We start from the raw sequence: 12,831 nt of genomic DNA, 5'->3' as shown, positions 1-12,831 counted from the left end.
CCGGATTACTCCGGCCAAATCCCTATTAACCAGGAATCTTAGCAACCATTCGAACTGAGGTTGTCAGCTCTTCAAGTTGTAACCAAGGTCTTAGGTGAGCCACAGCTGAGTAGGCACCTGGCTTACCAGGTTGCTCAACCACTTCGATGCGAGATTCACAAAGAGGGGTTTTTGCGCGTTGCTCATTACCAATAGCACCGGCGTTGGTGTATTGGTCGATCCATAGTTGTAGCTCTCGTTTGATATCAGGAGCTTCAAGGTTTGAACCTAGCTTGTCTCGACCCATTACTTTCAGGTAGTGGGCGATACGGCTACTTGCCATAATGTAAGGTAGGCGAGCAGAGATAGCAGCATTCGCTGTTGCGTCTGGGTCTGTAAATGTTTTAGGTTTCTGAGTTGTTTGGCCACCGATGAACACAGCGTAGTTAGAACTTTTATAATGAACCAAAGGAAGGAAACCAAGGTCTGAAAGCTCTTTCTCGCGCTCGTCAGTTAGATTCACTTCTGTTGGACACTGCTGAAGTAGATCGCCAGCTTCAGACTTGTAAGTTAAGTTAGGTAGGTTTTCTACTTTACCACCGTTATCAAGTCCACGGATAGATGTACACCAACCCGAAGCAGTATATGCTTGAGTCATTTTAAGACCCAGTTCATATGCAGCATTCGACCAAACTAATTGGTCATTGCTGGTTGGCTTTGGACTGCCATCCATATCGGTTGCAAGCTCTTCGTATGCGAATACATCAGTACTTAGACCTTTATCACCATACGGTAGACGAGCAAGAGTGCGAGGCAGCGTTAGTGTTACGTAACGTGCATCGTCACTTTCACGGAATGAATTCCATGCTGCGTATGCAGGAGAGTCGAAGCCTGCTGCTACAGGTTTGCCTTCAGAGAAAGTTTGGAAGCTGTTGAACTCGAACATTTCAGCATTTGCAGCGGCAATGAACGGTGCATGACATGCTGCAGCAACTTCACCCATGTAGCGAAGTAGAGCAACGTCTTCATCTTTTGCGCTAAACTCGTAATCACCAATGAAAGTACCGTAAGGCTGACCACCAGCAGTACCAAACTCACCTTGATAAACCGCATTGAATAATGGGCTTCGGTCAATTGCTGGTGCGTCTTCAAATTGGTCAAGCAGCTCTTCTTGTGTGAAATCAACCATTTTAATCTTTAGATCACGGCCAAGTTCACTCTCTTTAACAAGCTTTTGTAGACCACGCCAAGAGCCTTCAAGTTTCTGCAAGTCTTTCTGCTGCATGACTTCAGATAACTGTTGAGATAGTTTCTTATCTATCTCAGAGATTGCATTCTCAATCGTCTTAGTAACGTTTTTATCCCACGTTACTGTTCCAGAAAGTGCTTGCTCTGTAAGTACAGAAAACAGTTCTTTCGTTGTATCTGCCGGAGTTTGAGTGGTTGCTTCAATCGCTCGGTCTAGAAAGCTGAGTGAGCCTTCTGTCGCTTCTGCTTGCGCTTGATTCTCTGTTTCAGTACTCATTACTCAGCTCCTTCTTCTTTTATACCTAGCTCATCAGAAAGCGCATTAATCGTGTCTGCACTTTGTAGAACTTCTTTAAGCAGTTTTTCTAGGTCACGAGAACGATCGGCTTTAGAAAGAAGTACTTTCAGTTGGTTGCGGGTTTCAACTAGTTTTTTTAGCGGTTCAACTTGCTCGATAATTGCTTCAGGTTCGAAATCTTTCATCGAGTCAAATTTAAGGCTTGCTTCAAACTGGCTGTCATCACCTGCAAGTACGTTGTCTACTTTTAGGGATAACTCAGGGCCAACGCGCTTCATTACAGTATCGAAGTTGTCTTTATCAACATTGTAGAAAGTACGGTCTTCTACTTCTTCTTTGTCTTGCTTATGGCCTGAGTAGTCACCAATAACCCCAACAACAAAAGGGAGCTCTTTGGTTTCTACAGCGCCATTAGTCTCAACGTCATAGGTAATACTTACGCGGTTCTTACTTACGCGTTTATGTTGGGAATTTAGTGCCACGTTAACTCTCCTTGATTAATTACTTAGCAGTTGAAGTGACTTTAGCTGTAGTCGCGTCGAAGCCAACTTCAGGGCCTTTCTCGATCTTACCGCCGTCAGCTTCAATGTAGTAAGCCTTAGAAATTTGAGTGTAGGTTAGGCTGAAAGATTCGCTAGGAAGTGAACCGTCTGTACCTGACATATTGTAGCTAGACATACGAGCCATTTTCATCGTTAGAATTAGGTATGGATCTGCACCAGAACCTTCACGGTTTGGTTTTGTCATAACGATTTCAACAGTGCGACCTTCTGGACCCGGAGCGTACAAGAAAGTAGTTAGATGTGGCGACGCACCATCACAGCCGCGAGAAATGTTAACTTCGCCAAGAGCAACCATGCCTTGGTCAGCATTGTTTGCGTTACCTACATCGATGCCAACACCACGGACAGCGCTCCAAGAAATACTATCGAGTGCGAAGAAACCATCTTTGCCCCCAATTTTTTCTACCGTTGCTGCACCTTTTGGTGTCGTACCTTCAATTCTCATAAAAATAGAAGCCATAATGTTTCTCCTTGCTAAATGCAATTAATGGGCTTTACCACTCAAAATCTTGCATGCTGCCTGATGATGAGTTGGAAGTAGATTCAGATGCTTGGTTGGTATCTGCTGTGCTATTTGGACTAATAGGAATTGGCGTTACTTTGGTTGGTTCCTCAATAGTCGGTTTCGACACCGGAGCGAGCTCTGGTGCTGAAGTTATTACTGGGACGGGCTTGCCTGATAAGTCCAACTTGTCTAGGTTATCCATCCCAGTCATTTGATTAATTTGAGCGATCACACTTTGCTCATTACCAATCATTTCTTGGAGTAGTTCTGGGAAACTCATGTAACCCCAACGAATTGAACGCTCCAATAAAAAGGCGATTGGGCTATGAGGTTCAGTCTCTTTAAAATACTCAGCAATTTTTCGAATTTCCTGAAACGCATGATCACGATTAACAATACCGTTAATACTCGACACGTTTTGAACAATCGTCTGAGTTTGGATTTGAGAGGGTTGGCCATTTGATGATTGAACCTGACCCTTATCTACAATGCTCCCGTTACCTTGATTCACTGGCTCTGAATTATGGCCTGTTCCTGTTGCGGAAATAGGTTCACTTGTGAAGGCAACTGCCGGTTCCGATGCCGAAGGTATTGAATCGCTTTGCTCACTCGTTTCGGTTGAATTTTGGATAACGTGAAAGTTGTCGTCCAAAGGCCAAGGAGCGAATTTTTCTCCAACTAGGAAATGAATCGCGTTGATCAGGTCACGCACGTTGGTTTTGATAAAGTTGAAACTGATCACAGAGGCGCCAACAGCTTGGCACTTTTCAAACAGGTTTTTCTCTGCCATTTCCAGCTCACTAAAGATACTAGCTAAATGTAAGAGTGTCTCTGAAACGCTGTGATCAAACGCGTTCAAGGCTGATTCTTTCAGTTCAGCGATGTTACCTTTTCGTTCAGCTGTGAGGTAATCCCCAAAAGTCACACCTGAACAAAAATCAAGCATTTGAAAAGGTATATAAAGGGAGCTGGAGTCAAGGGATTCACCAACTAACTGAAGTAGAGCCTTAGCTCGGAACTCAGTGATTTCTTTTGCTTTTCCCACATCATCAGAAGCTTTTAATTTAGCGTCTGGCAGCATTGGATTTAGCGTATCCCAAAATTGGTTGATGAAAAGGTTTAAAGCTGGGATAGCTGTAGCAAGGTTATGAAATGGCTGTGAAGTAAAAAGCTGGCTAGTAATGTACCAACCTAATATTTCTAAATCTTTAGACTGAGAGGTGAGTGTCTCTTCAGAAATTTTTCTTAACTCAGCCCAGTTTTGAGTATTTGCATCCACAATTGCTGGGTCGGAAGATGCATCAGGTGTTTCAACTAACTGACGAAATGAAGATTGAGCGCTATTGTAAACGTTTCTTAAACTGCGGTATGCGCTTCGATCTAACTTCAGGTAAGAGCCGGAGGGTTCATTATCCGAAATTGGAGTCAGTAAATGAGCAATATCTGTCATACAGGCCCTGTTAAAGTTATTTGATATCTCGATCGCATAAGGAGTCATTTAAAATTATTATTGGTTATGTTTCATATATTATATTTAACATTTGTATATTCTATCGTTTTTTTTTAAAAAAGTCCTATGCTAAATAGTTATTTACTCAAAAATTTGTACTTTATTCAGAAAAATTGTCCAACAGGTCGAATTTAAAAAACCTTATAAAGCATAATGATTTAACCTCCAATCATTACGGTAGGCATTCCTAAGACAATAGTACCCCCGTGAGCGGTTATATCACCCATACGTGCAGCAGGCTTATTCATGATAAGTACGGTAGCACTGCCTTTGATGATGCTATCTGGGGGACCAACACAAACACACATATCCCCAAGTGTTGCTGCAGGCATATTGCCAATGAGAACCGTCGGTACACCAGGACCAACGATTGGGCCACCGACATGGGGGATTGGTGGAAGTGCGGGTGTCTGCATCGGGCAAACATGCATGTCTGTTAATCTTGCGGCTAACGTCATCGGCCACTCCTGTCATCTGTGACTTTATTATTGGCTGCCTTTGGCAAGCTCGAGAGCAATATCAATGGATTTCTTATAGTACTCGTTGGTTTTATCCCAATTGGGTAAGGCTGCGGAATGGTTGATTGCGCCCGCTACCGCTTTGGAATATAAGAAAGGGTCGGGAAGGACATTGGGTAAATCAGGTGCAACAATACTGCCGGATCCGTTCCAAAATACGGCTTGAGCTAACCAAGATGGCCCACAATTTAGTTGGAGCTTATTCGCAAAGAGTTCACTCTTTCTTCTCTGTTCTTCCGAAGGGGACTTGACCCAATCTTTGGCTGTTGAAATACATTGTTTTTGCATTGTAGACCACACATCGCTTCTCGCATCGAGCGTATGTGCGCCCCACCAAATGGCCTCTCGAACAGGCAATCCGTGAGCAAGGAGCTGAACTAAGTCGAAATATAGCTCGCTTTCCAATAAAGCTTGAATAGAATCATCAATGTTGAATTCGTCATTAATCAGTGCTTGTGCTTCGTCGGAGCTCGAAAATCTGTCGAACAACTGTCTGCCAGTTTGATATGGAATTTTTTTATACATGTTTCTGTCTTACCTGAATTTGTGCTTTAGTGTGGTTTAAATGCTAGCGATTGAATTCACTAATTCACCTTTACAATAGCACCCTTTAATTCACCAAGTACGCCGCCATTAAAAGTACCTTTTAGGCCTGATTTAAACTCGGCACTTAAAGACCCTTCTGCTGTGAGTGTAGTATCCGCTTTAATCGCGACACTGAGTCCTTTAATACTGTTGGAGCTTGTCGCTTCGAGAGCGGTTTTTACACCTGATATCTTGTTCGCGGATGTCGCCTTACTTGTTACGTTCATGCCTTCAAGGTTGAGTGCGCTACTGGCTTTGATATCAATGTTACTTGCTTCAATACTAATCGAAGATGAAGACATAGTGATTTTGCTCGAACCAACCTTTAGCTCAATCTTGTCATCCGCTTCTAGGGATATAGATTTACCTTTGGCAGCGATAGCTTTGTTTGAGTTGAGGGTGTAATTATCTTCTGTTGATACGTTAACTTGTTTGGTGGTTTTCTGGATCAGTTCACCTTTAATGGTCTCTGTCAGGTTGTTCTCTATTTCTTTCGTGAAGTCTTTGGTTGCATGCATGTACAAGAGCTCATTGTCTTTCTTATCGTCAAAATAGAGCTCGTTAGCCAATCCGCTTAACTTGGTGCTAATACCTGTTTTCGTTGAGTTAGCTTCTTTGTAAGGTGGTGGGTTTTTACTATTATAAACGCTTCCTGTGATAATCGGTTGGTCTGGGTCACCATCAATAAAACTGACCAGTACTTCCTGTCCTACTCTTGGAATAAACTGAGCACCATAACCATTGCCAGCCATCATCTGAGCCACGCGCACGTAACAACTCGTTTTGTCTCCGGATGTTTGTGTATCCCAATGAAATTGAATGCGAACTCGACCTTGTTCATCTTGATTAATCTCACCTGCGGTATTACCGGCCACGATGGCGCTTTGTAGTCCGTGTATTTTTGCCTTATCCGTCGGTGATGGATAATTAGGGGTTGACGTGTCAAGAAGGGTAAGGCGTGTTTTACAATGGTTTTCTTTGCTATAACTCGTGTGAAGTTCTACGACTAAATAGTCACCGAGTTGATCTTTGTCTAAATGGGATGATAGTGAAAACCACTTACCCAATTCAAATGAATCGTGTTGCGCTTCGGCTTCTACGGTTTGATAATTTTGCTCGAGCTGTTCAATGCGTCTTTTCACTAGGTTACTGGCAAGGTCTTCCATCCCACCAGTGATACCAAGGTTAGGGTAAAACTGTTTCGTTAGCTTTGTGTTGTTAGCTATTTTGTGACTGGATTTTTTCTGTTTGCTGCTCACGAGTTTAGTTTGTGAGTAATCATAGCTAGTCAGTTCGATGCTGGCGCCATGGAATTGACTTTGTGGCATCCATTTATCGAGTAATGGATTGTTGCCTGAAGGGACTTCAATCATGTCCAGCTTACTGGTATCTGACTTTTTATAAGGGCTCTGAGCGTCCTGTAGCATCATCACATGATCTGAGTCGCTGTGTTGGAAAAAGTAATGAATCCCTTCTTCAGCAAGCAGGCGAGTTACGAAGTCAAAGTCGCTTTCATCATATTGAACACAATACTCTCGTTTGGATGAGGGCATGGTGCCAGCCTTAAACGAGCCACTGAAACCTGCTTGGGTTAACACATCTGAAACGATATCTTTAGTCGATTGGTTTTGATAGACACGGAAAGAATGAGTGTGTATCAATAACCAAAACCACGGCCTTAGTGTGATGCGATAGCTAGAATACTGCAGGTTACTGTCCATACCTAATAACTGAACTTGCGTAACAATGCCGTTGAATACACGCGTGGCTGCTTGGTTGTTAGTGTCGTTAATAAATCGTGTAATCGAAAGCTTTTGACCAAGTTGGTCATCAATTGAAAAGTTTTTTGAGATGAGTGTTAGTTCGATTTTAAAAGGCTTCGATAGGTACTCAGAAATAGCAAAATCGCTGACTGCATGCTCATTGCTTTTAGAATCTTTTGCCACAATCGCACTGGCAGAAGGGGAGAAATTATCCGTCATAGGCTCGCCTGATAATGCTCGAAGATGTTCTAATATTGTGTGGTATCAATATTAATGAACTGACTTGATTTGAAATTATGAGCCTAAATTTATAGCATAAATTTGATAATATATTAAGGTGTATTATAGCTTTCTTTGGAAGGCTGCTTCCTAATTTTGAAGTTGCCTGTATACCGAATCAACTTGAAGGTGCAGGCTTGAGTACCAAAATTTACCGATTCATCCCCATCACAACTTGCCTTAACAGCTTCATTAGCCTCTATGAATCTAATTATATTTGCGGTAGAGCTATATTAGCCGATTGTGACAAAAGATTAGATATGGCACACTATGTTAGAGTAAATAGAATTTAATTATATATGGGCGCTAAAGTTCAATACGCTGGCTGCCTAAGCTCAATTTAACTTTGAAAAAATATTGCTTAATGTGTTGTCCTTTCTTGCCAAAGCAGAACACTTTCGTTTCTGAGCTAATACAGCTAAATAATAAGAGTTTTATACATGCAAAATCAAAATCCAATGTATGCTGATATGTTGAGAGTCTTCTCTAAAGCGGAGCTTGAGGGTGGATCTCTTTTTTCCAAACTTATTGTTGTCGGTAAAACAGCAGGCAAATTAAAGCAAGTTAAAGGGTTAGCAGATGATAGTATCGGGCTCGGTAAGGCTCTTAACTACGCTGGAACTCATGGGATGTCATCGATCAATTCAAGTGCCGGCTATAAAATAGCTTCAGGTGCGACTAAATCAGTTGCTAGCAGCGCAGCTATGAACAATAGTGCGACAGGCGGAGCGAGAGCTGTAATATCAGTATTAAAAGAGAAGTTAACTGAATATTTGTCATCATTGACAGACTTTGGTAATGAAATGAAACAGAAGATATTCGAGCTTCTACCACAAGTTGTATATCAAGCGCTCGGTGCTGTATTACTGAATGCGGCAAAAATCTACACCGCTGTGCACTCTGCTTATAAAGTCATAACCAAGACGATGCATTACCTAAAAACCGAGGGGATAGCAACACTAGCTACTAGTAAGGTTGGTTCTTACGCGATCGTATCGATCAGAGAGCAAATAAAAGCAGTCGTAGTCTCTAACTCACTCGTAATGTTACAGTCTGGTGGAACAATATTAGTGAACTCGCTGAGTGCCGGAGTAGGAGCGGCAGTAACTGGTATTGCCAACGCTATCGTTTCCATTTTTCAGTTTTTTGTCTCGTTTATTAAAAAATGGAGAATGGAAAAAGCATTTATGGAATTCAAGAAAAAATGTACGACTTACCTTACTAACATTCGAGCAATGAGCGACGAAAGACTAGAACAATTCTTTGCTAAACACATACATACAATTCCTATTTTGGCCGCTTACATAGTACGCAATCCGATGTACGGTTCACATTATAACTTTCTAAAAATCCTTGATGTCTCCCCACCAGATCAGTTGAAGAGAATAAGCTTGAGTCGAGGAGTTCGCAGACTAAAATCTAAGATATTGGGGACTACATTTGATAATGATACGATGGCGCACCATAAGAATCTGATCTCAGCTTTCGAATTATTAAAGGGAGATGCAAAAGAATTCATTGATAATTGTCCGATACAACTTAAAAGTAATGATCCCGGTGCACTTCAAGCTTTTAAAGCTGCAAGAGGTGAATTGAACTTTCTTCCTAACAGTCACCTAACTGACAACATAGTCGCACAAGCCTTGCACTTAAGTACTCGAGAAAGATTGTCCAATAGTAACTTCGAAGGTTTTTACTCGAGGAAGATTATCAGATAGTAAGTTCGAAGGATTTTGAACCAGAGTTTCCAGAGTGTCCTTAACTCTTTGTAGCTGATAAGTTTAAGCCGTAATGCTAAGGATGGACAACATGGATAAGAAAGCAGTTAGAAGCTGTTGCTCTTGAAGTTGCTACATTATATTAATTCTGATTAGATCTGATACTTCAATTCGAAACGTAGAGAGTTACTCACTTTGATTAAAGGTGCTAAGTCCGTAATCAAACACAATAAGGGTAACTCTCATGTTTCATATTAGCAATCCAATCATCAAACGCAAAGCCGAGTTACTCTATCTGGGTTCGAAATGATTTAGAAAAGTTTAAGATACGTCTTATTACCTTGATGACAATGGCGTGAGGCGTTTCCATTATATGAAAGCTAATACCATTGAATTAATTATGGTATTAGTTTACTGACGTATATAGTTAATTATCATTTAAAGACATGATTATTGAGATTCAGGACAGAATGTTAGGAGAACTTGAATAATATATAGAATAATGTGTTGCTAGGTTGGTTATGCTACTGTAATAATATAAATATTGCTGGCATGTTACATTTCTGGGCTAGTGGTTATTCAAGGATCGAATAATGACAGACAAAAGAATTTCTTTACGATTTACTGTTGGAGGAATGTTTTTACTCGCGACTTTTCTTACCGCTGTTGTTGCGGTTTCACTGCAATATTACTTCAGTAAAAAAATGGCGACTGAGAATACCTTATCCAAGTTGACGATGGTGTCCCAAGAGTTAAGTAACTATATCGGCGCGGTTGATTCTGACGCAGCCAACACCGCGCGTTTACTTGCTTCAGTGAAACGGTCTATCAGTAACAAAATATCAAAAGAAGAGTCGCGTAGTATTCTTTCTGAAGCCATTAAAGATAACCCTCTCTTTTATAGTATTTACATTGGCTCATCCAATGAAAACTTCTTCCAAATTATTAATCTAGAGTCTGCCCCTGTCGTTAGAGAGAAAATCGGTGCACAACAAACGGACCGTTGGGTTGTGGTTGAGATTCATAATAGAGGGGAGGAGCGCGTCCGTACGACGAAATATTTTGACCAAGAGTTTACGCTAAGAGACTCAACTACGGAGCAGAGCAACTACTTTCCAACAACCAGGCCTTGGTATGTTTCTGCCAATGTTCAGTCGGTCGAAAAAACTCAGCCATATCTTTTTCAGCATTTACAAATTACCGGGCAAACTTATTCTTTAGCGTTTGATGCGAAAATCGAATCTGAAGTTCAACATGTGATTGGTATTGATATTGTGTTGTCTTCTTTGGCTAGCAAACTCTCAGGTACGGCGCTTGGTTTAGCAGAAGATAGTAAGGTTGAGTCTTTCTTGTATTCGAAATCGGGTAATATTATTGCGTCTAACCTCAAGGTTAACAATCAGGAATTGGAGTTTGATGTATCCACATTGATGCTATCGTCTGAACAACAAACCTTGGTTAACGATACCCCTCCGCTGTTAGTGTCTAATCAAAATGATTGGGGGCCGATGGACTTTTCAGTGGCGGGAAAGCCAAACGGCTATGCGATAGACCTTCTTAACATGATTGGTGAGATGACAGGGATCAGGTTTGAATTTGTTAATGGTTTCTCTTGGGGCGAGCTTGTCAGTAAGTTTCAAGAAGGAAGTATTGATGGCCTGCAATCGGTTCAAAATTATAAAAATAATGGCATAGATGGCCTATACACGACTCCAATTTATGAATTGCCATTTTCTGTCGTGACAAGGGTCGGTGCGAAGGTTGTCACTAATTATGCCGAGCTTGAGGGTAAAAAAGTTGCCATTTTATCTGGGTGGTCAATTATTCCTAAGTTAAGAGAGGACTTTCCGAACATTGATTTAGTTGAATTTGAAAACCTAGAGTCTGCATTTAATTCAATTGAAAGCGAAGAGAACTTTGCTTTCTTAGAAGCTGAACCCGTACTCTCGTTTGCATTAGATAGGTTTTTCCAGCCAGGCCTTGTTGTCAATGGGACTCTAGAAGATCTAAAACAGAACTACTCAAATCAATTCCATTTGGTGCTGCAGAGCAAGCATAAACAATTGCTTCCAATTATTGATCAAGCTATCAGCAAGTTAAGTGGTGAACAACTTGATGCCTTAGCAAAAAAGTGGCTGCATGATACCGGCTTTAATACGAATACGACGGTTCCTTATACTGAACTTTATGATTTGACTAAGGAAGCAACGGTTGAAGGTAGTATGGTAAGGGTCGAGTTGAATGGTGAGATTAAGCATCTCTATTTAAAGAAAATAGACACGGGCGAACACTACTCTGAGTATTTTGCGGTATTGATTCCCGAATCTGAAGTCTTCAGTACAGTCAATAAGCGTCTAGCAACCTCTGTTGGTGTAACGATTTTACTGATGAGTTTAACCTTGCCTGTGGCTTGGGTCTTTGGTGCACCGATAGTACGTCCTATTCGCCAATTAGAGAAAGAGACTCACAAGGTTACGTTGCGTGACTATGACAACGTAGCTGTGCTTAATACTCGTATTAAAGAAGTGTGGGAGTTATCTGTTGCTGTAAAAGAAATGGCAATGGAGCTTAAACGACATGAACAGAGGCAAGAGGCGTTTGTAGAGTCGTTTATCAAGCTTATCGCCCAAGCTATCGATGACAAGTCCCCTTATACGGCTGGGCACTGTAACCGTGTACCAGAGCTAGGTTTGATGCTAGCTGACGTGGCTGAGAAATCACAATCTGATCATTTTAAAAATTTTGAGTTTAAAAATGATGATGAGCGCCGTGAGTTTAGAATTGCGGCTTGGTTGCATGACTGCGGAAAAATAACAACGCCGGAACACATCGTCGATAAAGGTACGAAGCTTGAGGCCAACTACAACCGAATTCACGAGGTGAGAACTCGATTTGAGGTATTGTGGCGTGATGCTGAAATAATAGCATTAACGAAACAGCTTGAAGGCAAGCTAGCGAACAAACAAATCCAAACAGAGTTGGCTGAAGCGCAACAGAAGCTACAAGATGATTTTGAGTTTATCGCGACGTCTAATGTTGGTGGTGAATTCATGAGTGATGACAAAGTTGCTCGTATTCGCTTGATAGCTGAAACGACTTGGACGCGTAACTTTGATGATCAACTTGGTCTATCACCGATAGAGGCGTTGAATCGAGCACCGAGTTCAGGCTTGCCAGCGACAGAGCCACTGTTAAGTGATAAACCAGAGCATATAGTGAAAAGAGATAGGCCGTTAGAATTTGACCCGAAACATCAAATTAAAATGGATGTGCCTGAGTATTTATACAACCTAGGCGAAGTCTACAATCTGAGTATTGCACGCGGCACATTGACTGCTGAAGACAGATTTAAGATAAACGAGCACATGCTTGCTACGATTAAGATGCTTGAGAACTTGCCATTCCCGAAAGAGTTAAGCCGCGTGTCTCGTTATGCGTCGACTCACCATGAAACCCTTAAAGGTACAGGCTATCCAAGGAAGTTGACTGGTGACGACCTTTCAATCCCAGAACGCATTCTGGTGATATCAGATATCTTTGAGGCGTTAACCGCTGCCGATCGACCTTACAAGAAAGCGAAGCCAATCAGTGTTGCTGTCGACATCATGCACAAAATGGCGCTGGATGAGCATATCGATATTGAACTGTTTAGGCTGTTCTTAACCAGTGGGACCCACCTGCGTTATGCAGAAGAGTATCTGAAGCCGGAACAAATTGATTTCGTTGATATCAACAAATACCTAGACGTTACTCGTCAGATTGCTTGACTAAAACTTGCTTCGTTAGAGCGAGTTCTATGAATGAAAGGCGCACATGAGTGCGCCTTTTTCATACCTGTGGTTTGGAGTTAAACGGAGAGGAAAGG

9 protein-coding genes are annotated in these 12,831 nt (G+C 41.6%); 2 read left to right on the top strand and 7 right to left on the bottom strand.

From position 1 onward, the window contains the following. Positions 1-25 precede the first annotated feature (25 nt). From tssC to AB4407_RS03055, 7 genes are all read right to left on the bottom strand, one after another. Positions 26-1,504, bottom strand: a complete 1,479-nt coding sequence (gene tssC / locus AB4407_RS03085; protein WP_009846606.1) for a type VI secretion system contractile sheath large subunit — start codon at positions 1,502-1,504, stop codon at positions 26-28. Continuing rightward, entirely contained in the window at positions 1,504-2,007 is a 504-nt protein-coding gene (gene tssB / locus AB4407_RS03080) for a type VI secretion system contractile sheath small subunit (protein ID WP_009846607.1), read from the bottom strand. Before tssB ends, tssC begins: the two co-directional genes overlap by 1 nt. Positions 2,008-2,026: 19 nt before the next feature. Next, positions 2,027-2,548 carry a type VI secretion system tube protein Hcp gene (locus tag AB4407_RS03075; RefSeq protein WP_009846608.1) on the bottom strand — a complete coding sequence of 174 codons (522 nt, stop codon included), beginning with the start codon at positions 2,546-2,548 and terminating at the stop codon, positions 2,027-2,029. Positions 2,549-2,582: 34 nt separating this feature from the next. Continuing rightward, complete coding sequence (locus AB4407_RS03070) at positions 2,583-4,043, bottom strand: ImpA family type VI secretion system protein (RefSeq protein WP_372118512.1); 1,461 nt, start codon at positions 4,041-4,043, stop codon at positions 2,583-2,585. A gap of 218 nt (positions 4,044-4,261) precedes the next feature. After that, the gene (locus AB4407_RS03065) at positions 4,262-4,561 is read right to left on the bottom strand and encodes a PAAR domain-containing protein (RefSeq protein ID WP_372118510.1); all 300 of its coding nucleotides are present in this window, start codon (positions 4,559-4,561) and stop codon (positions 4,262-4,264) included. A gap of 27 nt (positions 4,562-4,588) precedes the next feature. Beyond that, positions 4,589-5,146, bottom strand: coding sequence for a DUF6931 family protein (locus AB4407_RS03060; RefSeq protein ID WP_372118507.1), 558 nt, complete (start codon positions 5,144-5,146; stop codon positions 4,589-4,591). A 59-nt stretch (positions 5,147-5,205) separates the two neighbouring features. Next, on the bottom strand, positions 5,206-7,188 hold the full coding sequence (locus AB4407_RS03055) for a type VI secretion system Vgr family protein (protein ID WP_372118505.1): 1,983 nt from the start codon (positions 7,186-7,188) through the stop codon (positions 5,206-5,208). A 500-nt stretch (positions 7,189-7,688) separates the two neighbouring features. On the opposite strand from AB4407_RS03055, the gene AB4407_RS03050 reads away from it, so the two are divergent. After that, positions 7,689-8,966, top strand: a complete 1,278-nt coding sequence (locus AB4407_RS03050; RefSeq protein WP_372118503.1) for a hypothetical protein — start codon at positions 7,689-7,691, stop codon at positions 8,964-8,966. A 593-nt stretch (positions 8,967-9,559) separates the two neighbouring features. After that, positions 9,560-12,733 carry an HD domain-containing phosphohydrolase gene (locus AB4407_RS03045; RefSeq protein WP_372118501.1) on the top strand — a complete coding sequence of 1,058 codons (3,174 nt, stop codon included), beginning with the start codon at positions 9,560-9,562 and terminating at the stop codon, positions 12,731-12,733. Positions 12,734-12,831 lie beyond the last annotated feature (98 nt).

This window comes from Vibrio sp. 10N.261.46.E11 (assembly GCF_041472735.1).
Classification (GTDB): Bacteria; Pseudomonadota; Gammaproteobacteria; order Enterobacterales; family Vibrionaceae; genus Vibrio.
Note: the sequence above shows the minus strand (reverse complement) of the source record. Positions and strands in the feature narration are given on the sequence as shown.